Annotated in this window: 19 protein-coding genes and 5 pseudogenes; 18 read left to right on the forward strand and 6 right to left on the reverse strand. The window is 61.8% G+C overall.

Annotated features, from left to right (window positions below):
- Window positions 1-218 precede the first annotated feature (218 nt).
- Both gdhA and YH3_RS34195 read right to left on the reverse strand, forming a co-directional pair.
- Complete coding sequence (gene gdhA, locus YH3_RS34190; RefSeq protein WP_064445117.1) at window positions 219-1562, reverse strand: NADP-specific glutamate dehydrogenase; 1344 nt, start codon at window positions 1560-1562, stop codon at window positions 219-221.
- Window positions 1563-1711: 149 nt separating this feature from the next.
- Window positions 1712-3217 (reverse strand): PucR family transcriptional regulator ligand-binding domain-containing protein, encoded by a 1506-nt coding sequence (locus tag YH3_RS34195; protein ID WP_238592790.1) that lies wholly within the window; start codon window positions 3215-3217, stop codon window positions 1712-1714.
- Window positions 3218-3519: 302 nt separating this feature from the next.
- Between YH3_RS34195 and glyA the strand changes: the two genes are divergently transcribed.
- From glyA to YH3_RS34235, 8 genes are read left to right on the forward strand one after another with little or no spacing between them, the layout of a single operon-like run.
- Window positions 3520-4848 (forward strand): serine hydroxymethyltransferase, encoded by a 1329-nt coding sequence (gene glyA / locus YH3_RS34200; protein ID WP_064445119.1) that lies wholly within the window; start codon window positions 3520-3522, stop codon window positions 4846-4848.
- On the forward strand, window positions 4845-6086 hold the full coding sequence (locus YH3_RS34205) for a sarcosine oxidase subunit beta family protein (RefSeq protein WP_064445120.1): 1242 nt from the start codon (window positions 4845-4847) through the stop codon (window positions 6084-6086). Before glyA ends, YH3_RS34205 begins: the two co-directional genes overlap by 4 nt.
- 14 nt (window positions 6087-6100) lie before the next feature.
- Window positions 6101-6379: a sarcosine oxidase subunit delta gene (locus YH3_RS34210; protein ID WP_064445121.1), complete on the forward strand. Its 279-nt coding sequence runs from the start codon at window positions 6101-6103 to the stop codon at window positions 6377-6379.
- Window positions 6376-9255 (forward strand): 2Fe-2S iron-sulfur cluster-binding protein, encoded by a 2880-nt coding sequence (locus YH3_RS34215; RefSeq protein ID WP_064445122.1) that lies wholly within the window; start codon window positions 6376-6378, stop codon window positions 9253-9255. The genes YH3_RS34210 and YH3_RS34215 overlap by 4 nt, the downstream gene beginning before the upstream one ends.
- Entirely contained in the window at window positions 9248-9844 is a 597-nt protein-coding gene (locus YH3_RS34220; protein WP_064445123.1) for a sarcosine oxidase subunit gamma, read from the forward strand. The genes YH3_RS34215 and YH3_RS34220 overlap by 8 nt, the downstream gene beginning before the upstream one ends.
- A 32-nt stretch (window positions 9845-9876) precedes the next feature.
- Window positions 9877-10749 (forward strand): dihydropteroate synthase, encoded by an 873-nt coding sequence (gene folP / locus YH3_RS34225; protein WP_238592794.1) that lies wholly within the window; start codon window positions 9877-9879, stop codon window positions 10747-10749.
- A 42-nt stretch (window positions 10750-10791) separates the two neighbouring features.
- Complete coding sequence (locus tag YH3_RS34230) at window positions 10792-11190, forward strand: hypothetical protein (protein ID WP_064445141.1); 399 nt, start codon at window positions 10792-10794, stop codon at window positions 11188-11190.
- The gene (locus YH3_RS34235) at window positions 11187-12578 is read left to right on the forward strand and encodes an L-serine ammonia-lyase (RefSeq protein ID WP_064445124.1); all 1392 of its coding nucleotides are present in this window, start codon (window positions 11187-11189) and stop codon (window positions 12576-12578) included. The genes YH3_RS34230 and YH3_RS34235 overlap by 4 nt, the downstream gene beginning before the upstream one ends.
- A gap of 153 nt (window positions 12579-12731) precedes the next feature.
- Here the strand turns inward: YH3_RS34235 and YH3_RS34240 are convergent.
- Both YH3_RS34240 and YH3_RS37060 read right to left on the reverse strand, forming a co-directional pair.
- Window positions 12732-13226, reverse strand: a pseudogene (locus YH3_RS34240) (hypothetical protein).
- A gap of 46 nt (window positions 13227-13272) precedes the next feature.
- A pseudogene (locus tag YH3_RS37060) lies at window positions 13273-13386 on the reverse strand (DNA-binding response regulator); the annotation flags it as partial.
- Window positions 13387-13612: 226 nt separating this feature from the next.
- Between YH3_RS37060 and YH3_RS35375 the strand changes: the two are divergent.
- Window positions 13613-13819: pseudogene (locus YH3_RS35375) on the forward strand (urease subunit gamma); the annotation flags it as partial.
- 12 nt (window positions 13820-13831) lie between these two features.
- Here YH3_RS35375 and YH3_RS34245 read toward each other — a convergent pair.
- Window positions 13832-14650, reverse strand: coding sequence for a DDE-type integrase/transposase/recombinase (locus YH3_RS34245; protein ID WP_081377669.1), 819 nt, complete (start codon window positions 14648-14650; stop codon window positions 13832-13834).
- 179 nt (window positions 14651-14829) lie between these two features.
- Window positions 14830-15246, reverse strand: coding sequence for a transposase (locus YH3_RS34250; RefSeq protein ID WP_030537394.1), 417 nt, complete (start codon window positions 15244-15246; stop codon window positions 14830-14832).
- A gap of 80 nt (window positions 15247-15326) precedes the next feature.
- On the opposite strand from YH3_RS34250, the pseudogene YH3_RS36435 reads away from it, so the two are divergent.
- From YH3_RS36435 to YH3_RS37480, 9 genes and pseudogenes are all read left to right on the forward strand, one after another.
- A pseudogene (locus YH3_RS36435) lies at window positions 15327-15443 on the forward strand (urease subunit gamma); the annotation flags it as partial.
- Window positions 15440-15727: pseudogene (locus YH3_RS37065) on the forward strand (urease subunit beta); the annotation flags it as partial. The pseudogenes YH3_RS36435 and YH3_RS37065, both read left to right, overlap by 4 nt.
- Window positions 15728-15888: 161 nt before the next feature.
- A complete protein-coding gene (locus tag YH3_RS34260) occupies window positions 15889-17598 on the forward strand; it encodes an urease subunit alpha (RefSeq protein WP_064445126.1) in 1710 nt (569 codons plus the stop codon).
- Between the two features lie 9 nt (window positions 17599-17607).
- The gene (locus tag YH3_RS34265) at window positions 17608-18276 is read left to right on the forward strand and encodes an urease accessory protein UreF (RefSeq protein WP_064445127.1); all 669 of its coding nucleotides are present in this window, start codon (window positions 17608-17610) and stop codon (window positions 18274-18276) included.
- Window positions 18269-19015 carry an urease accessory protein UreG gene (ureG, locus tag YH3_RS34270; protein ID WP_238592791.1) on the forward strand — a complete coding sequence of 249 codons (747 nt, stop codon included), beginning with the start codon at window positions 18269-18271 and terminating at the stop codon, window positions 19013-19015. Before YH3_RS34265 ends, ureG begins: the two co-directional genes overlap by 8 nt.
- Window positions 19012-19752 carry an urease accessory protein UreD gene (locus tag YH3_RS34275; protein WP_064445129.1) on the forward strand — a complete coding sequence of 247 codons (741 nt, stop codon included), beginning with the start codon at window positions 19012-19014 and terminating at the stop codon, window positions 19750-19752. The genes ureG and YH3_RS34275 overlap by 4 nt, the downstream gene beginning before the upstream one ends.
- Before the next feature lie 7 nt (window positions 19753-19759).
- Window positions 19760-19897: a hypothetical protein gene (locus YH3_RS36365; protein WP_193777234.1), complete on the forward strand. Its 138-nt coding sequence runs from the start codon at window positions 19760-19762 to the stop codon at window positions 19895-19897.
- Between the two features lie 447 nt (window positions 19898-20344).
- Window positions 20345-20500, forward strand: coding sequence for a hypothetical protein (locus tag YH3_RS37475; protein WP_371595653.1), 156 nt, complete (start codon window positions 20345-20347; stop codon window positions 20498-20500).
- A gap of 190 nt (window positions 20501-20690) precedes the next feature.
- Complete coding sequence (locus YH3_RS37480) at window positions 20691-20825, forward strand: hypothetical protein (RefSeq protein WP_371595654.1); 135 nt, start codon at window positions 20691-20693, stop codon at window positions 20823-20825.
- Window positions 20826-20934: the final 109 nt, after the last annotated feature.

The following is a 20934-nucleotide window of genomic DNA, read 5'->3' on the forward strand; positions in this document are numbered from 1 at the left end:
AGTGGCTCACCAAATGGGGTCCTGCCACCCCGAGCGTTTGCGTGTCGTATGCCAGAGTGAGAAAGACGCTCACAGCGATTGGCATCGAGAAATGTACAGAGGCTGTTGTTCAGCGCCGATCCGCGACGCAGTGGCGGTTGACCGAAAGTGCACTGATCGGATCGATCGGTTGTTGCCGCTCGTGTCGGTAAGAACGATCGCCCGTGCACCGACCGACGTCAGATCACTCCCAGTGCAGCCATAGCATCAGCGACCTTAATAAATCCTGCGATGTTCGCGCCGTGGACGTAATCGCCTGGCCTGCCGTACTCCTCAGCTGTGGTCACCGTTCGACGGTGAATGCCGCGCATGATCGCAGCCAAGCGCTCGTCGGTGTAATCGAAGCTCCACGAGTCCCGAGAGGCGTTCTGCTGCATCTCGAGCGCGGACGTCGCCACACCGCCAGCGTTGGCGGCCTTCCCCGGCGCAAAAGCTACGCCCGCGTCTCGAAGGACCTTGACGGCAGACGGCGTGGTGGGCATGCTGGCGCCCTCGGCGACAACCTGCACTCCATTGGCGACGAGTACAGCTGCTGCGTCGGAGTCCAGTTCGTTCTGCGTCGCTGACGGGATCGCCACTTCGCACGTGACATCCCAGATCGATCCGGCAGCGACGAACGATGCGCCCCGGACTGCATCGGCGTAGTCGCTGATGCGTGCTCGGCGTACTTCCTTGATCTCCTTCAGCACAGCCACGTCGATACCAGCAGGGTCCACGACGTAGCCGGAGGAGTCAGAACACGCGGTCACCGTTCCGCCGAGTTGATGTACTTTCTCGATCGCATAAATAGCGACGTTGCCGGATCCGGATACCACTACCGTCCTGCCCGGAAGGGATGTCCCGAGCACCTCGAGCATTTCGGCGACGAAGTATGCGACACCGTAACCGGTAGCTTCGCGGCGAACTTGGGAACCTCCCCATGCTGTGCCCTTGCCGGTGAGTACTCCTGATTCGTACGAGTTGGTCAAGCGCTTGTACTGACCGAACAAGAAGCCGATCTCGCGGCCTCCCACACCGATGTCACCGGCGGGAACATCGGTGTATTCGCCTACATGACGGTGTAATTCAGTCATGAACGACTGACAGAATCGCATCACCTCCGCATCGGAGCGACCCTTGGGGTCGAAGTCCGAACCACCCTTGCCCCCGCCGATCGGTAGCCCAGTCAAGGCGTTCTTGAAGATCTGCTCGAACCCAAGAAATTTGACGATGCCCAGGTTGACGGTGGGGTGAAAACGCAGACCGCCTTTGTATGGGCCCAGCGCGCTGTTGTACTGCACTCGAAAGCCGCGATTGACGTGTACGACCCCTGAGTCGTCGGTCCATGGAACGCGGAAGATTATCTGCCGTTCCGGTTCGCACAGTCGCTCGATGAGTCCAGCGTCTGCGTAGTGGGGGTGACGCTCGAGAACGACTTGGAGGGACTCGAAAACCTCTGAAGCCGCCTGATGGAATTCGGGTTCACCAGCATTACGCATTCGAACTTGTTCGTAAATCGCTGCTACTCGGCTACGCGTGGACACGCCATCACTCCTTGAATTGCATAGGAAACGACACGTTAACAACACCTCCCGGTCCACGCTGAGGCCAGGTCATTTCGGGTTGACGAACGAGGCAGGAATGAACTCGAGACTGGCCCAATCAAGGAAACGGACTCGATGCCCTAGGTCGATCAGATCGTGCGTGTGCCGATCGAGCCACCTAAATAAAGGCGAGTGGCCAGGTGAATTACTGCAAGGCGCGGCGATCCAGTGGGATCCCCACCGAGCTGTTCGAAGATGTGAACTAGCCGTTGGTGCAATGTCTGGCGCTGCACGTGCAGTCGTGCCGCAGACTCCGTCTTGTTGCAACCGCACTGCAGATAGACGTCCAACGTCTCGATCATGCGGTGAGCACGGTCCGGTGTGTCTGCGAGGAGCGGATCGAGAACCTCATGAACGAACGAGGCCAAGAGAGCGGGATCGCCGATCCGTCGGCCGAGGCGCTCAATGGCAAGTTCCGCAGCGTCCACAACGGTGTCGGCGATACCCAGATCGAGGGCAAGTTCCAGCGCGAACCACGCCTCGGACAGCGTCTCCGGTAATCCGACGAACATTCTCACTACCGGACCCACCGACAATCGCACCGACTCGGTACCGGGAGTGGCACGCAACGACTCTATCAACGCGCTACGGGACACTGATCTATCTTGTGTTCGGAGGACGACAATCGACTGTAGTTCGTCGCCGACGATGGCCGATACCGTTGCTGCGGAATACCGGTGCAACGCGGCGTCGACAGCTGCGAGAGGGCCGGCACCTGCGACCACACGTCCTACGACTCCGACATACGACGCGGGACTGGTTAGTCCCGCCGCACGTGCCGCTGCGGCCAGTCGCTCCGGGGCTGGATTCGGTTGAGAGATGATACGTATCAATGCCTGCGCCGCGCGGACCGCTGCTGAAGGAGGGAAGGACCGCAACAGAGATATCGCGAGTGCAGCAGGGGCTCGCTCTATGACCGCGTCGACAGTGACGTGATCGGTGCGATCCCGAGGTAGAAAGACGAGTGTGGCCACCCCGACGCCTTGAACACTCACCGGCACGCTGCACGCCCCCGTCTCGAGGTACGGCACGGCGATCTCGTCTCCGTGAGCTGTGATCACGTCACCGGTTGCATCGAGTAGCACCAGGTCACCTGGCGAGTACAACGCCAAAACGTCGAGCAACTCGGGCGCTGCCCCGCCCTTGGCCAGCTCCTCGGACAGTGCGTGAGCGATGGCGTCACCTCGACGTAGCCGCTGCACCGATTCGTTGATCAGCAGGCCGTTGACCGCTTCGGCGACATCCACGAACGGCACGACCCCTCGGAGCTCGATTACCGGCAGGCCAGCGGATTCCGCCTCCTCGAGGAGTGCCGGAGGGATCTGCGGCAAATTCGGGCCGGTCTCGATGGCGACCCCAGCCAAACGGCGAGCAGAGAGCTCTCGCACGTATCGCCGAAGCCCGTTCGGATCGACAGCGGCGAGCGCAAACCCACCGGTCAGTAGCAACTCGCCGCCGCGGAGAAGGTGGGCTATGTCCAGCACTTCACTCGAATGCACCCAGCGCACAGGTTTGGACAACAGGTCGTTGCCGACGCGAACAAGCGGTTGTCCAGCAGCGAGGCTTGGGTGCGTCAAAACGTCGGAAATCGACATTGGCATGACATTCCGTTCGTTCGATATCTGAGGTTATCGACAAAGTGTAAGTGGTCTGCCCCATACCTTCAGTCGCATGATTGGGGTATCTGCTCGTGCCTGACCAAAAAAGCCGATGTTCCACCGGTCTGAACGAGGACCCGCTGGCAGGTACGTGCAAGGCCGAATCTCGCCGCCGGTGAGCCCGGAACGTCGCGCGCCCCATCACGGTGTGACCGAAGTTCACAAGTCAGATCTCGATCCCAGGATAGTTCGTCAACGTCTATATCAGCCACGTAACGCTGAACCACAGAAAGGCAGCCATGACCATCGACACTGCAGGCAGCACCGAAGTGGCAGCAGCGAATGACATGTTGAGCCATTCGCTCGCCGCGCTCGACCCCGAGGTGCACCACGCAATCGGTGCAGAGCTCCTTCGCCAGCAGAGCACGCTGGAGATGATCGCGAGTGAGAACTTTGCCCCCACCGCCGTCATGGAGGCCCAGGGCTCGGTACTGACGAACAAGTACGCCGAAGGCTATCCGGGTCGTCGGTACTACGGCGGTTGCGAGCACGTGGACGTCATCGAGCAATTGGCTATCGACCGACTCAAAAGCTTGTTCGGTGCAGCATTTGCAAACGTGCAGCCGCATTCCGGCGCGCAGGCGAATGCAGCGGCGATGGCAGCCTTGCTCACGCCCGGTGACACGATCCTGGGACTCGACCTTGCGCACGGGGGTCACCTCACTCACGGTATGAAGCTGAACTTCTCCGGCAAGCTGTACAAGGTCGCGGCGTATCACGTGCGCGAGGACGACCACCGAATCGATATGGCCGAGGTTGCACGCATCGCTCGAGAATCGCAGCCGAAGCTGATCGTCGCCGGCTGGTCTGCTTATCCGCGCCAGCTCGACTTCGCGGAGTTTCGGCGCATCGCCGACGAAGTCGGTGCCTATCTCATGGTCGACATGGCTCACTTCGCTGGACTGGTCGCTGCGAAACTGCACCCCTCCCCAGTTCCGCATGCGCACGTCGTCACCTCCACTACCCACAAGACGCTCGGAGGTCCGCGCGGCGGAGTCATTCTCACCAACGACGCCGCGCTTGCCAAGAAGTTCAATTCGGCGGTCTTTCCAGGTCAGCAGGGCGGACCACTCGAGCACGTAATCGCGGGCAAGGCCGTGTCGTTCAAGCTCGCTGCGCTACCGCAGTTCCGTGAGCGCCAGGAGCGCACGTTGGCGGGTGCGAAGATTCTGGCGGACCGGTTGCTGCAGGACGACTCCCGGGCCGCAGGAATCAACGTCGTGAGCGGCGGAACAGACGTCCATTTGGTGCTGGTCGACCTGCGAGAGTCCGCATTGGACGGGCAGCAGGCCGAGGACCGACTGCACCGGGTCGGCATCACCGTCAACCGCAATGCGGTTCCGTTCGATCCGAGACCGCCGATGGTGAGCTCCGGCGTGCGTATCGGCACACCAGCACTGGCAACACGCGGCTTCGATACCGAGGCCTTCACCGAGGTCGCGGACATCATCAGCTGGGCACTGCGTCCGTCCACCGACGACGCCGCACTCGACGAACTTCGCGCTCGGGTCGTCGTACTCGCCGACCGCTTCCCGCTCTACCCCCTTCTTTCCGAGGACTTCTCATGAGTAGCACAGTCACGCAGCCTCCCGGCGCACACCTCCCCGAGCATCCGGACTTTCTCTGGCGCAACCCGGAGCCCAAGAAGAATTACGACGTCGTCATCGTCGGTGGCGGCGGGCACGGCCTCGCCACCGCTCATTATCTGGCCAAGAATCATGGCATCACCAATGTCGCGGTACTCGAAAAAGGGTGGCTGGCCGGCGGAAACATGGCGCGCAACACGACCCTGATCCGGTCGAACTATCTGTGGGACGAGAGCGCGAACATCTACGAGCACTCGTTGAAGTTGTGGGAGGGCTTGGAAGAGGACCTGGATTATCCGATCCTGTTCAGCCAGCGCGGAGTGCTCAATCTCGCGCACAGCCTGCAGGACGTTCGCGACAGCGTGCGACGCGTCGAGGCCAACAAGCTCAACGGTATAGATGCCCAGTGGGTCGACCCCGACGAGGTCAAGAAACTCTGTCCGCTGGTCAACATCTCCGACGACATTCGCTACCCGGTCCTCGGTGCGACTTATCAGCCTCGCGCCGGAATCGCCAAACATGACTATGTCGCTTGGGGTTTCGCTCGCCGCGCAAGCGAAGCAGGCATCGACATCATTCAGAACTGCGAAGTGACCGGGTTCATCACCGACGGAAACAAGGTCACCGGCGTCAACACCACCCGCGGCAACATCGGTGCCGGGCAAGTCGCACTGTGCGGGGCCGGGCACACGACGACGCTGACCGATATGCTCGGATTCAAGACCCCCGTCCAGTCGCATCCCCTCCAGGCGCTCGTGTCCGAGTTGCTCGAGCCCGTCCACCCGACCGTGGTGATGTCGAATGCGATCCATGTGTACGTCTCGCAAGCTCACAAGGGCGAACTCGTGATGGGCGCAGGTGTCGACTCCTACAACGGGTACGGCCAACGCGGCGCGTTCCACATCATCGAACGCCAAATGGCAGCAGCAGTCGAACTGTTCCCGGTATTCGCCCGTGCCCACCTGTTGCGTACCTGGGGCGGAATCGTCGATGTCTGCCCCGACGCCTCGCCGATCGTAGGCCGAACTCCATACGACAACGTGTATCTCAATTGCGGTTGGGGCACCGGAGGATTCAAGGCCACCCCCGGTCTGGGCTGGTGCCTGGCGGACACCATCGCGCACGACGAACCACACCCGTACATCGCACCGTTCAGTCTCGACCGCTTCGTCACCGGTGCACTCGTCGACGAACACGGCGCCGCAGCCGTCGCGCACTGAAAAGGAGATACGACATGCAACTCATCGAATGCCCCTGGTGCGGGCCACGCGAAGAAACCGAATTCCATTACGGCGGTGAAGCTCACGTCGAATATCCAGCCGACCCGGACGCGCTCACCGACGAGCAGTGGGCCGAGTACGTCTTCTTCCGCAGTAACACCAAAGGCCTGTTCGCCGAGCGATGGAGCCACAACGCAGGCTGCCGACGGTGGTTCAACGCCGTTCGCGACACAGCCACGTACAAATTTCACAGCATCTACCGCTTGGACGAGCAGAGGCCGGCAATAAAATGACGAATTCGGATCGCAGCGAATCACAGCGGATCGCTCAGGGCGGGCGCATCGATCGTGACAAGTCACTGTCTTTCACGTTTGCAGGGCAAGAGTTGACCGGGTACCACGGTGACACCCTCGCATCGGCGTTACTGGCGAACGGGATTCACCAGGTGACCACGAGTATCAAAATCGGCCGGCCGCGCGGGATCACCGCAGCCTGGGCCGAAGACACCGGCGGCCTCGTCCAGATAGAGGAACCGTTCCCCGAGCCGATGCTGCTCGCGTCGACCATCGAACTGTACGAAGGCCTCGTCGCGCGCGGTATACCCGGCCAGGGCCGCCTCGCAGAGGTAGCCGATTCCGCCCTGTACGACGCAGTGCACCAACACACCGACGTCCTCGTTGTCGGCGCAGGGCCGGCCGGTCTCGCTGCCGCACTCACCGCCGCGCGCGCGGGATCACGGGTGGTACTGATCGACGAGCAATTCGAGTCGGGCGGAACACTTCTCGGAACCACCGATCGAATCGACGGCGCGCCTGCAACGGACTGGGTGGCATCTGTTGTCGCAGAACTCGACACCTACCCCGATGTCTTGCATCTTCAGCGGACGACAGCCTTCGGATCGTACGACGACGGTTTCGTGCTCGCCCTCGAGCGCCGAACCGACCATCTCGGATTCGACGCGCCGGCGCACGTGGCACGTCAACGGATCTGGCGAATTCGCGCGAAGCAAATCGTCGTCGCTACCGGGGCACACGAACGTCCGATCGTGTTCACCGACAACGACCGGCCGGGCATCATGCTCGCTGGAGCCGCCCGCACCTTCCTGCACCGTTACGGGGTCAAGGTCGGCGAGCAGGCGGTCGTGTTCACCACCAACGACAGCGCGTACGCAGCCGCGGTGGATCTCGCCGACGCGGGAGTCGGCGTCACCGTCGTCGACGCGCGGTCGAGCGCACCGGAACAGTGGGTCTCTCAGTGCCGCAGCCGCGGTATCGAGGTGCTCGTCGAATCCGTTGTCACCGGAACTCGCGGTACCGATCGCGTCACCGATGCACTCGTCGCATCGACAGCCGATGGAAATCTCGGTGGGTCAGTTCCATTGGCGTGTGACGTGCTGCTGATCAGTGGCGGTTGGAATCCTGCGGTCCACCTCTTCAGCCAGGCGCGCGGAAAGCTCCGGTACGACGAGCGTCTCGGTGCATTCGTTCCGGGTGAGGACGTCGAGGGAATTCGTGTTGCCGGATCGGCAGATGGCGTCTTCTCCCTGGGCGCGTGCATCGACGCAGGCCAGGACGTGGCGGCCAAAGCGCTTGCCGCACTGGGCTTCGTCGGCGGAGATCCGCTGCCCGCCGTTGAGGCAACGAGCACCGACCGTGCATACGAGGACCCGATCGTACTATGGCGCGTCGCCGACATCCGCGGCGAGCACACGCAGTTCGTCGACGTACAACGAGACGCCACCGTCGCCGACATTGCACGGGCGGTCGGTGCGGGTATGACGGCGATGGAACACATCAAGCGCTACACCACCATCGGAACCGCGCACGATCAGGGCAAGACCTCCGGAGTGATCGCCTCCGGTATCACTGCCGAGCTGTTGGGTCGATCGATCGAAACATTGGGAACCACCACATTTCGACCGCCGTACACCCCGGTGGCGTTCGCCGCGCTCGCTGGGCGTTCGCGCGGCATGTTGTTCGATCCAAAACGTGAGACGGCGCTGCACGACTGGCACGTCGCGCGTGGCGCGGTCTTCGAGGACGTCGGACAGTGGAAGAGACCACGGTATTACCCGCTCGCGGGCGAGGACATGGACGCTGCAGTGTTGCGTGAGTGTGCTGCCGTGAGACGCAGTGTCGGCATCCTCGACGGATCCACCCTCGGCAAGATCGACGTCTCCGGTCCCGATGCCGGCTTGCTGCTCGATCGGCTGTACACGAACATGATGAGCACGCTCAAGGTCGGTATGGTCCGCTACGGCGTCATGTGCGGGGTCGACGGGATGGTCATCGACGACGGCACTGTCATGCGCCTTGACGAGGAACGCTTCCAGGTCTTCACCACTACCGGCGGTGCCGCCAAGATCCTCGACTGGATGGAGGAGTGGCTCCAGACCGAATGGCCCGATCTCGTCGTGCGGCTCACCTCGGTGACCGAACAGTGGGCGACGTTCCCCGTCGTCGGTCCCAAATCCCGCGCCGTCATCGGCGCAGTATTTCCCGATATCGACATCGCGCAGGACTCGTTCCCGTTCATGGCCTGGCGCAACGCCTACCTCGGGGGCGTGCACGTTCGCGTCGCCAGAATCAGCTTCTCCGGCGAACTGGCATACGAGGTCAACGTCGACGGCTGGCACGCACCCGCTGTCTGGTCCCGGCTCATCGAGGCGGGTGAAGAGCACGGCATCACCCCGTACGGCACCGAGACAATGCACGTCCTGCGCGCTGAAAAGGGCTACCCCATCATCGGACAGGACACAGACGGTACGGTCACCCCGCAAGATCTGGGTATGAGTTGGGCGGTGTCGAAAAAGAAGAAGGACTTCATCGGCAAACGCTCGTTTGCCCGATCGGAGAACGCCAATCCCTTGCGTAAGCAGTTCGTCGGATTGCTGCCGCTGGACGAGTCGACGGTTCTACCTGAGGGCTCGCAGATCATCGAAACGATCGACGACGGCATCCTCCCTCCCCCGCCTGTCCCGATGCTCGGTCATGTGACCTCGAGCTACCTCAGCGCCGAACTCGGCAGGCCGTTCGCGCTGGCGTTGATCAAAGGCGGGCGCGCCCGCATCGGCGACACCGTGCATGTCCCCATCGGCAGCGACCTGATCGCAGCCCAGATCACCGCTTCCGTACTTGTCGACCCCGAAGGAGCACGCCGAGATGGCTGACACCCTCGTTCCCATCAGCCCACTGCATGGATTCGCAGAACGCTTCGCATCGCAACCGAATTCGGCTCACATGGCCGAGGAGGCATTCACCGCGATGGCCGACCTATGGGTCGACCCGGCCGGGGACGGCGCGACCGCTGTCGCAGCAATCGTCGGGGCGGACCTGCCCTCGGCGCCGGGAACCGCCATCGTCACATCGGCTGCGACAGCAATCTGGCTGGGTCCGGGCGAATGGCTGATCACCACGCGCGCGGCGTCCGGTGTGGAATTGGAGGCAGACCTGCAGCGGGCAGTGCGAGAACACGGCGGTGCAGCGACCGATGTGTCCGCACAGCGCACGTCGATTCGACTGTCCGGCGAGCGTGCTCGCCGGGTTCTGTCCAAAGGATGCTCCCTCGATTTGCACCCGTCCGTGTACCGCTCGGGCGCGGCGCAGCAGACAATGCTCGGTCTCGCCGCAGTGGTCATCATCGCGCTGAACGACGACGGGACCGACTACCGGGTGCTCGCACGTGCCTCGTTCGCTCGCTACGTCGCTGAGTGGCTGCTCGATGCATCCGCGGAGTTTCTGATCTCGTCGAGAACGTGATGAGAACCGCGTCATCGCTTTTCCCCCGGACCGTGGGCCGAAGTCGACTCCCGAGCTTTGTAACCGGACGTCCCTCGATCTGTGGAATCGTCAACATCACGCCCGATTCGTTCTCCGATGGAGGCTACTTTCGTCGCGTACCCGATGCAGTGGAGCATGCACTCCAACTCGTCCGTGACGGAGCAGACATCCTGGACATCGGGGGCGAGTCGACTCGGCCCGGTGCGCGTGCCGTCTCGGTCGGTGAAGAACTGAAACGCGTCCTCCCCGTCGTCACCGAGTTGGCAAATCGAGTGAACGTGCCGTTGTCGGTGGACACCTCGCGGCCCGAGGTCATGCGTGCCGCGGTCGAAGCGGGGGCGACGATCATCAACGACGTACGTGGCCTCCGGATGCCAGGCGCGCTCGAGGCTGCCGCAGAGCTCTCTGTTCCGGTGTGTCTCATGCACACGAGCGGTGATGCCTCCGCGTTGCACGCCGGCGTCGATGCTGTGGACGTCGTGGCTGCAGTACGTGACTCCCTCGAGCACCGACGTCGTGAATGCATCGACGCAGGGATCGATTCGGAACACATCCTGCTCGATCCCGGTTTCGGCTTCGGCAAGACAGTCGATCAGAATTTCGCGTTGCTCGATCGGCTCGAATTGATCGCAGACCTCGGATCGCCGGTACTGGTTGGGCTGTCCCGTAAATCGATGATCGGTTTCGCCACCGGCAACGGCGTACACCAACGGGAGTTCGGCTCGGTTGTCGCAGCCGCCGTTGCGGTGCAGAAAGGAGCCTCGATAGTCCGAGTCCACGATGTGCGTGCCACGGTGGAAGGGCTAGCCGTGCTCTACGCAATCGGTCGAAGAAAAGGGAAATGGGATCGCACCGCCGCCGCCGAAAGTTTTGACATCCCATGAACTAACCGCGGAGTTTCATGCCGAATGATTCGAGGCAAAATCATGACCATCACACAGATCTCACCAATTCGTAGTCTTGGCCGAAAAAACAGCTGGGTGGCCCTCACCGCAGGCGGGGACCTTCCTGATCATCCCGTTCGTGTCGGTTTGATCGTGTCCTCGGTGTCGGCCATATCCGGGGTGCCGACTTTTGTTCTGCCCGCCGTTCGCTCGACGGTTACCGCAGACACCATCTGCGGATTCGTCGGAGCACCGGGAGTAGCTGTTTACGCACCGATTTCAGGTGTCGTCACCGTCCACAATCCCGAACTCTCCGATCGGCCCGAGTTAGCGGTGACCGACCCCGTCGGCTCCGGGTGGCTCTTCGCCGTCATGGCAGATTCTTCCACCGACACATCGAAACTTCGCCCCATCTCTTACCGAGGAGTCAGCTCGACATGACCATCAGTGTGTTCGACCTGTTTTCTGTCGGTATCGGACCGTCCAGTTCACACACGGTGGGGCCGATGCGGGCGGCCAACCGATTCCTCTCCGACCTGCACGGAGCACAGATTGCCGATGTCACCGCCGATATCCGAGTGGACCTGTATGCGTCTCTCGCAGCGACCGGTTCCGGCCACGGCACTATGTCCGCAATCCTGCTCGGACTCGAAGGCATGGAGCCCGAGACCGTCGACATCGACGACATGGAGAAGCGGTTGGCCGAGATACGGGGCTCCGGTTCGATCAGGCTCGCCGGTGGCCACGAGATACCCCTTACCGAAGCCGACATGATTCTGCGTCCGCTGACGACGCTTCCGTTCCACCCGAATGCGATGACGCTGACTGCGTTGTCCGCAACAAAAGAGGCTATTTACACCGAGACTTATTTCTCCATCGGTGGAGGATTCATCGTCACCGAGAAAGAGAGCCGCACAGCGGGGGAAAGATCGGCCATGGAATCAGCGGCGTTCAGTTTCGGCTCCGCCGCGGAGCTTCTCGAACTCACCAAGGCGCGAAAGGCATCGATCAGCGACATCATGCTGGCATTCGAGGAAAACACACGGACCGCCGACGAAGTTCGTGACAGGCTCCTCCATATCCGTGACGTCATGGTCGAGTGCGAAAAACGCGGTATCACTCGCACGGGAAATCTGCCCGGAGTTTTGAACGTTCGACGACGAGCACATGATTGGTATCAGCATCTCGCGGCGGAGGACCCCGACCGCAACCCGATCTTTGCCGAGGATTGGGTCAACTTGGTCGCCCTGTCGGTCAACGAGGAGAACGCAGGCGGCGGGAAGATCGTGACCGCGCCGACCAACGGTGCAGCCGGCATCATTCCGGCAGTACTCCACTATTCGGTGCACTACACCCAAGCCGGTGCGACCGACCCGAACGAGACGGCCTTCCGCTTCCTGTTGACGGCTGCGGCAGTCGGATCGCTGTGCAAGGAGCGCGCATCTATCTCCGGGGCCGAAGTCGGGTGCCAAGGGGAGGTCGGCTCGGCCGCCGCCATGGCTGCGGCCGGTCTGGCCGAGATACTCGGAGGCACTCCAGAGCAGGTGGAGAATGCAGCCGAGATTGCAATGGAACACAGCCTCGGTCTCACTTGCGACCCCATTGCCGGTCTCGTGCAGATCCCCTGCATCGAGCGAAACGCCATATCGGCCGGCAAAGCGATCAACGCCGCACGGATGGCGTTGCGAGGCAACGGAGTACACCGCGTCAGCCTGGACGAGGTCATCGAGACCATGAAGACAACTGGCGCTGACATGAGCGACAAATACAAGGAAACCTCTACTGGCGGACTTGCGATCAACGTCGCAGTCAACCACGTCGAATGCTGATCGACAACGACAAGCGGCTCTACGATCGTTTAGCGCCACCGTCGCTGATAAGGCGTCACATCACCGGCGTGCGCAAGTTGTACCAGCGTGAAAGGCAAAGGTGGAGCGGAACATCCGTTCAACTTGGCTACATGCTCCCAACCGGACCGGACGTCACAGTCCTGCGGTCGATACGATTCCCCACAGCAGGTAGCTGGTGAGAAACCCGGCAACACCAAGTGCCGTCGTCCGCGCGGTCCAGGCGCGCAGTCGGTCGCCGACCGGCAGGCCGAGGAATCGCGTCACCACCCAGAAGTCGGAGTCGTTGACGTGTAAGTAGCCGAGTGCGCCGAATCCGTTGGCGAGCGCCAAAAGTGACACCTGAATCACCGTGTAGTCGCCCGCTGTGACCGCGGCACCCAGCAGGCCCAGAGTGGTGACGATGGCGACCGTCGAAGAACCCTGCGACGCCCGCAGCGCGGCCGCGACGACGGGGCGCGAGACGATCAGCGGCAACCCGGCGTTGGACAGTGATCAGGCCAAAGCATCGTCGATGCCCGACTAGGTGAGAACCCTGCCGAACACCCCACTCGCACCGGTGACCTTGATGATGATCGCCGCGGGAGCCAGGCCCGAGTCGAGTGTCTTCCTGATCTGCTGCGACCTCAGTCCGCGCCCGTACGCCGATCACCTGGGGAATATCGTTGAGCCTCGTTGGTGCGTCGTTGAGCAGGTAGCCCACTGCTCCGGCTTCGATGGCGGCGAGAACGTCGGCGTCGGAGCCGGTGTCGTAGGTCGCCAGTATCAGTACGTGCGGTGCGCCAGGAAGGACGGCGGTGGTGGAAATGGCGTCGGCGCGCCGTGCGCGAATAACCAACGCCCGAAGTGGCCAGCTCGGTATCGACCTCGGCCAGTTGCTCACCAGGATGCACGCTGACCGTTTAGGTCTGAAAACTGCTAAGCGTTCCTCGCTAACGTTTAATGTCTGAAAGTCCCCTGGTTCCTCCTTGTAGGTTACAGTCAGGAGTCTGCTGGGGAGAATGCGAAGGCGGCTAATGCAACTGGTTCCATCGGATACTGAAAAGCTGTTACTCAGTGTTGCCGGGATGCTTGCTCGTGACAGGCGTGAGCGTGGCGTCCTGCTCAACTATCCTGAGGCGACCGCCCTGCTGTCCTGCTGGGTGATTGAGCGTGCACGTGAAGGCGCACGGGTGGCGGACTTGATGACGGGGGGCCGTAACCGCTATGTGTCAAGTCAAGTGAGACAGTGACGTTCAGTTTATCTGCGATTCCGAGACCGGTTCGTTGATGAAGAATACGGTCGGCATCTCGGGCGGACTTGGCCGGCGCGAAAACCGGGCAGGGTTCGCGACGTAAGCCTCGTTCAGAGTGATCTGCCGGGCCTCGTCGACCGCGTCAGCGGTCCCGAAGTGCACCGACGCCGGCGTATGCCAGGCAATTCCCGAATGACGGTGAATATGGTTGTACTCGTTGAAGAATCCTTCCAAGAACACTCGTGCATCATCCAGTGATGCAAACGAAGTCGGGAAATCATGCAGGTATTTCAGAGTCTTGAATTGCGACTCGGAGTACGGGTTGTCGTTCGATACTCGCGGTCGTGAATGCGACCGGGTGATGCCGAGGTTGGTGAGCAGTTCCGACACCAATCCTGAGGTCATCGAAGTGCCGCGGTCCGCGTGGACGGTGTGCGGGGCGATGCCGTTGCGCTCGATTGCTTCCGCAATGAATTCAGCTGCCAATTCAGCACTTTCGTGTGCAGCCACGATCCACGACGGGTTGTAGCGAGAGTAGATGTCGATCAGTACGTACAGGTGAAACCACACGCCCTTGGTGGGCCCGCGAAGTTTGGTGATGTCCCAGGTCCAGACCTGTGAAGGTCCGTCGGCGAGGAGTTCGGGGATCGCCTTCGGTGGATGTGTCGCTGTTCGTCGGCGTTCACGGTTTTGTCCGGCCGCGGCGGCGATCCGATACATGCTCGACAGTGAACACCAGTAGTTTCCCTCGTCGAGTTCCCGCGCCCAGATCTGACATATGGCCAGGTCAGCGTTCTTGTCGCTGTTGATGACGGTCAAAACTTTCGCTCGCTCGGATGCGGTGAGCGCTTGGCCGTTGTCCGGGATGGGTCTTGGTTTCCGGGGACCTTGAACGGGTGGTTGCTGGTGACGGTAGTGGGTGGCGCGGGATCGCCCGATCAGGATGCAGGATCGCCTGGTGGGGATTTCGGCGGCTCGCAGGTCGGCGAATGTGCTGTTCAGTGCGTCTTCGGTAAGGGCGGTGTGTCCGTGCTCTCGGAGATGGATTCCAAGAGCACGTGAAGTTTTCCCATGATCTCGAGCGCGGCCTCCGTCTGCGTCAATTGCTTTGCCAGACGAGCGTTCTCGCGTGTCAGTCGGGCCATTTCCTTACGTGTCGCGGCGTCGGTGTCGGGATGGGCGACCGCTTTCGGTCGAGACTTCCCGGCCGCTGCGGTTCTGGCTTGGGCCCATTCTCGGAGTTGAGATTGGTACAAACCTTCGCGGCGCAGGACTGCAGATTTCTCTCCGTGTGGGGCGTTGTTGTATTCGTCGAGGATGCGGTTGCGGTATTCAGTGGTGAAGGTTCTGCGGGTCGGTTTCGGGGCAGGATCCGCCGGCGAATCTGACGGTGTTTCGGGGTTCGGGCTGCTCATCGGTGGTGCTCGTTTCATGCCCTCAGTGAGTGATCTCGGTTGCCTCCGAGTGTCTCACTAAATCCTGACAGAGAGGGAACGTCCTCGATCGGGAAGAAGTCATGGAGGGCGTCCCGGAGATGATCGGTGCGATACAGGTCGAGGCTACGTTTCCCGATGGCCGCAAACTGGTGACGATTACGGACCCGATCCAATGATTCCTGGTGAGATTCGCACTCGTCCTGAGCCTTTGGAGCTCAATGCCGGTCGTGAACGATGTTCGCTTGTTGTACTCAATGCCGGCGACCGCCCGATTCAGATCGGATCACATCTGCATCTACCCGACGCCAACCCCGGCTTGCGGTTCGACCGAGATGAAGCGCAGGGCTTCCGGCTCGATATACCGGCGGGGACGTCTGTGCGGCTCGAGCCTGGAGTCAGCCGCACTGTCGATCTCGTTGCTTTGGGCGGCCGAAAGTACGTTCCTGGGCTTCAACTACGTGATTTATCAATACGGGAAGATACCGCCGGAACTGACCCACCGCGTAAAGCCCCCTTCGGTACGCCCGACATCGTGGTGCGGGATCCGCACCGGGCAAGGTCCTCACATATGCGTCTGAGTGACCAACAAGCCGGCCAGGACGACCTACCTGAAGGGACGTCATGAGCTGGATCGATCACCGCGAATACGTTCAGTTGTACGGGCCGACGACCGGGGACCAGATACGGTTGGCTGATACCGATCTGTGGATCGAGGTCACGGAAGACCGAACCGTCGGCGGCGATGAGGCCACGTTCGGTGGTGGAAAGACCATCCGTGAATCCATGGGTCAGGGAACGACATTGCGTGCTGACGGCGCACTCGACGTGGTCATCACCAACGTGGTTGTGCTCGATCACTGGGGCATCGTGCGTGCTGACGTCGGTATACGTGACGGTCGAATTGTCGGAGTCGGCAAGGCAGGCAACTCCGATATAATGGACGGCATCCGACCGGCGATGCAGATCGGTCCCGCCACCGATGTGATCTCGGGTGAAGGCAAAATCCTCACTGCGGGTGCCATCGACACACACGTTCATTTCCTCAGTGAGATCGAGATGCGCGAAGCGCTGGCGACTGGGACCACGACCGTGATCGGAGGGGGTACAGGGCCAACTGAAGGCTCGAAGGCCACCACGGTCACGGGCGGCGCGTGGGCGCTCACGATGATGCACCGCGCGCTCGATCACATCCCTCTCAACGTCATACTTTTCGGTAAAGGCAGCACTGTTTCCGATGGTGCACTGCGCGAGGACGCGTTGGCAGGTGCCGGCGGATACAAGGTCCACGAGGATTGGGGCGCAACACCCGCCGCCATCGACGCCGCTCTGCGCGCCGCAGACGAATTCGGCCTGCAGGTCGCGTTGCATGCCGACAGTCTCAATGAGACCGGTTTCGTGCAGCGCACCCTCGACGCTATCGGTGGACGCAGCATCCACGCGTTTCACTCGGAAGGTGCCGGCGGTGGTCACGCACCCGACATGATTGTCGTGGCTAGCCATTCCAACGTGATTCCAGCATCGACGAACCCGACGCTGCCCTACACCGTCAATACGGTCGACGAGCACCTCGACATGTTGCTGGTTGTGCACCACCTCAACCCGCGGGTGCCGGAGGATCTGGCGTTCGCAGAATCTCGTATCCGGGCATCGACGATGGCCGCGGAGGACATCCTGCAGGATATGGGTGCGATGTCGATCACCTCGTCCGATGCTCAGGCGATGGGTCGCATCGGCGAATTGATCTGTCGTACTTGGCAGGTGGCTCATGTGATGAAGCATCGGCTCGGTTCGCTCGGTTCATCGGAGCCAGCTGACAACGAACGGGCCCGTCGTTATGTGGCCAAGTACACGATATGTCCGGCCGTCGCGCACGGAATCGACCACGAAGTCGGATCGATTGAGAGTGGGAAGATGGCCGACCTCGTCTTGTGGGATCCGGCGTTCTTTGGGATTCGGCCATGGGCGGTCATCAAATCCGGTGCTATCGTCGCCGCGCCGCTGGGAGACCCGAACGGCGCGGTACCGAACCCGCAGCCGGTGTTGACCCGCCTGACTCTGCCCGCGCAGCCGGCATCGGCCGCGCACCTGGCTACGACATTCGTTTCTCCTGCCGCGCTCGAGGATGGGCTAGCCGCACGGCTCGGATTGACTCGCAGGCTCGCGGCCGTACGTCCGACTCGAGATATCGGAAAGTCCGATATGCCCAACAACACCGCACTGCCGAAGATTCACGTCGATCCTGAAACATTCGCCATCACCATCGATGACGAACTGGTTCGACCCGTGCCAGTGGACGTGGTGCCGCTCGCGCAGCGCTACACGATGTTTTAAGGCGGTCTGATGGTAGGACATATCGGGGCACTTCTGCTCGGTGACGCTCGCCTACCCACGGGCGGGCACATCTACTCCGGTGGGCTGGAGGCGGGCCTGATGGCGGGTATGCCGCCCGGTCGGATCCCGGATTACATTGAGGCACGGGTCAGGACGGTGGCAGTGGTGGAAGCGTCCGCAGCCGTCTTGGCTCATCGCGTTGTCCAATTCGATCTCAATTGTCTCGAAGACGTTCACGTTGCGTTGCTTGCCCGAACGCCGAGCGAGCCGCTACGTGCTGTCTCAGGAATGCTCGGACGGGGTCTGCTTCGAATGGCACGCCGACTGTGGCCAGATAACGCGGCAGTGGCGGCTCTTATGTCCATAGATCGCGCTCCTATGCGACCCGTCGCCTTGGGAACAGTGGCCTCGATCATAGGAGTCGACGAGGCTGCGGTGGCACGGTCTTGCTTCTACGACGACGTCCAGACGGTCGCTTCGGCAACGCTCAAACTTGCGCCCATCGATCCGGTTGACACTGTCGAGTGGGTTCTCGCGATGGGACCCCTCATCGAATCACTCGTCGAGAACGTGCTTGCCGTCGAATCCGTTGAGGATATGCCCGCTTTCGCCACACCAGAAGCCGAGCAATGGTCGTTGAACCATGCAGGTGAGACAAGGAGAATTTTCGTTGCCTGAGCATCCCGCACATGTCAGCGACGTAACGGCGCGGCGTTCCCTGCGCTTAGGCGTCGCTGGCCCCGTCGGTACCGGTAAGAGCACTCTGATCGCGACGATCTGTCGGGCTCTGGCCGACGAACTGCGAATAGCTGTCATCACCAACGACATCTACACCGATGAAGACGCTCGCCTGTTGCGTTCGGCTGGAGTACTTCCTGTCGAACGTATCCGTGCAGTGGAGACCGGGGCCTGCCCGCACACGGCAATCCGCGACGACATCACCCCCAATCTGCTTGCGGTAGAGGATCTCGAGGCCGATTTCTCGCCGCTCGACCTGGTGATCGTCGAGAGCGGTGGTGACAATCTGACCGCGACGTTCAGCCCCGCTCTGGTAGACGCGCAGATCTTCTGTCTCGATGTCGCGGGTGGTGGAGACGTGGCCCGCAAGGGGGGGCCTGGTATCGAACGGGCAGATCTGTTGCTTGTGAACAAGATCGACCTTGCTCCCCACGTGGAAGTGGACGTGAATCTGATGGTCGCGGATGCGAGGCACGCCCGGGCCGGTCTTCCTGTATTGGCGATGAGCCGTCACGATCCCGCCTCGATCGACGCGTTGGCGCAATGGGTGCGCCAGATTCTCGACGACCACCGGGCCGGCCGTCATGTTCCTCGCGATCCCGGTCCGATGGCCCCACACAGTCATGGCGACGGCAAGGTGCACACTCACGATGGCAGCACGACGCACAGCCATCGGTGACCGAGTCGCTCGCCACCACGGTCCGGGTCGAGATGGTGCGGGGTCGGGCACGCTTCATCGAACTGCGCGCCGGGACGTTTCTCAGCCCACGGCCGTTGAATGTTGAAGGCCCCTTCGCACGCTTAGCGCTCGTCGGGAGATACGCGACCCTACTGGCAGGGGATGATCTCCGTGTCGAGATCGACGTCGGTTCCGGTGTACGGCTGGAACTCGTAGAGCCGTCGGGCACCGTGGCGTACGACGCGCAGGGCGGCTCTGCGAGCTGGTCGGCGTCGGTACGGGTCGGCGTCGGCGCGCAATTAATTTGGCGCGCAGCACCGTTCGTTATCACCGCCGGAGCCGATATTCGACGACACACGCGAATCGAACTGGCAGACGGCGCACGAGCACTGTTGTCGGAGACGATTGTGCTGGGGCGAGCCTACGAAGACGGAGGTGGGCCACTGCGCGCGACGATGCAGGTCTATTCGAACACCATGCCCCTGCTGGTCGAGGATCTCGATCTGCGCAACACGGCGCACCGCGATCTGCCCGGGATCATAGGGCGCAATCGAACGTTGGCGTCGGTGCTGCTCGTCGGCGCGCGACCGGCGAAGGCCTGCGGCGAACACGAAACACTCTTAGCGGGCGCGGGTGCTCTTGCCCGCGCATTGGCACCGCACGCGCACGAGGCGCAGGCCGCAGTCGACGCCTCGTGGGAGCGATGGTCGGAGCTCGTGGAGGGCCGCGCCGTATAGTAGTTCGATGAACGGAAGCGACAAGAACCCCACCTCCGAAGACTCCGACAACGATCGAGCTGTCCCAGACAAGCAGATCCACCGGTGGAAGGACGACGGAGGCGCAGTCGTACCAGAGGCCACGAACGATCCCCAGCAGGACTGATCCTGCGATCAGCAGTTTCTCTCGATGAACTGGTCGGAAGAACGAGTGGCAGACACGCTAGTCAGGTCATCTCTCTGGACTGGTGATCGCCGGTGTGACCTACTGTTTTTTCGACGCCACGGCACGCGCGTGCTACACATGCATCAATGCCGCGGTGATATCAGACCGGTAACCCGCTGTCATTGACTGCTCCGGCAACGGGCATGTGGCCGACTCTGTCTTGACTACCTCGATGAAGACCGGAAGCTGGTCGGCGTCGGGACTGAAACCGGTTGGGGTTCGCACTTCAAATGTGACGGCCCGCCAAGGTGACTACATATCAGTTCATTTCTTCGCGCAGCTCGGTGGAGATACCACTGGATCGCCGAGCCTTGCAGTAATTTACCTGGCCACCTGCCTGTATCTAGGTGGCTCGATCGCGCCAGTCGAGTATGGCTGTTCGATCGGATGGCGACGGTCTGCCACTCCGAGTCCGGCCGGGTCACGGCCAGCTTCGCCGGCGTCGCCAAACACTACGGCGTCTCCGTCGCGATCTGCCCTCCCCGCCGCGGCAACCGCAAAGGCGCGGTGGAGAAGTCCAATCACACCGCAGCACAATGGTAGTGGCGCACACTCGCCGACGATCTGACCGTCGATCAAGCCCAAGCGAGCCTGGATCGGTTCTGCAGTCTGCGCGGCGTTACCCGGCTGCGGCCCACGAAGGACGGACCACCGAGCGGGTCGTCTCCCGCCAAGCGTTGATCTCCTACGCGGCAACCGCTGCTTGGTGCCAACCGAACTCAATTCTGCCGTAGTGACACTCACGCACGTTCTGAGCGTTGATGTCATCTACATCGCCACCACCTCCGGCATCAACTCGCGGCCGATGGCACCGGGGCGATGGTCCGCGACCACAGGAACATCTACGCCCTCGAACAAGCGGGCGTAGATGAGTAACCCGACGCGCCATCCCGGATCGTCGCAATGGGCGGGGAGTGCAGCTGCGCAGAATCAGGCCGCTACACGTCACAATGGAACCCGATCGCCTCCGTTCAGGT

Origin of the sequence: Rhodococcus sp. YH3-3 (assembly GCF_001653035.1) — a bacterium.
Lineage (GTDB): Bacteria > Actinomycetota > Actinomycetes > Mycobacteriales > Mycobacteriaceae > Rhodococcus_F > Rhodococcus_F qingshengii.

Excerpts from the sequence above, each read along its gene's own strand:
- YH3_RS34205 (WP_064445120.1), top strand. The coding sequence starts at position 4,845 with ATGAGTAGCACAGTCACGCAGCCTCCCGGCGCACACCTCCCCGAGCAT.
- YH3_RS34215 (WP_064445122.1), top strand. The coding sequence starts at position 6,376 with ATGACGAATTCGGATCGCAGCGAATCACAGCGGATCGCTCAGGGCGGG.
- YH3_RS34195 (WP_238592790.1), bottom strand. The coding sequence starts at position 3,217 with ATGTCGATTTCCGACGTTTTGACGCACCCAAGCCTCGCTGCTGGACAA.
- glyA (WP_064445119.1), top strand. The coding sequence starts at position 3,520 with ATGACCATCGACACTGCAGGCAGCACCGAAGTGGCAGCAGCGAATGAC.
- YH3_RS34265 (WP_064445127.1), top strand. The coding sequence starts at position 17,608 with ATGGTAGGACATATCGGGGCACTTCTGCTCGGTGACGCTCGCCTACCC.
- YH3_RS34235 (WP_064445124.1), top strand. The coding sequence starts at position 11,187 with ATGACCATCAGTGTGTTCGACCTGTTTTCTGTCGGTATCGGACCGTCC.
- YH3_RS34220 (WP_064445123.1), top strand. The coding sequence starts at position 9,248 with ATGGCTGACACCCTCGTTCCCATCAGCCCACTGCATGGATTCGCAGAA.
- YH3_RS34260 (WP_064445126.1), top strand. The coding sequence starts at position 15,889 with ATGAGCTGGATCGATCACCGCGAATACGTTCAGTTGTACGGGCCGACG.
- YH3_RS34210 (WP_064445121.1), top strand. The coding sequence starts at position 6,101 with ATGCAACTCATCGAATGCCCCTGGTGCGGGCCACGCGAAGAAACCGAA.
- YH3_RS34250 (WP_030537394.1), bottom strand. The coding sequence starts at position 15,246 with ATGAGCAGCCCGAACCCCGAAACACCGTCAGATTCGCCGGCGGATCCT.
- YH3_RS34230 (WP_064445141.1), top strand. The coding sequence starts at position 10,792 with ATGACCATCACACAGATCTCACCAATTCGTAGTCTTGGCCGAAAAAAC.
- YH3_RS36365 (WP_193777234.1), top strand. The coding sequence starts at position 19,760 with ATGAACGGAAGCGACAAGAACCCCACCTCCGAAGACTCCGACAACGAT.
- YH3_RS37475 (WP_371595653.1), top strand. The coding sequence starts at position 20,345 with ATGGCGACGGTCTGCCACTCCGAGTCCGGCCGGGTCACGGCCAGCTTC.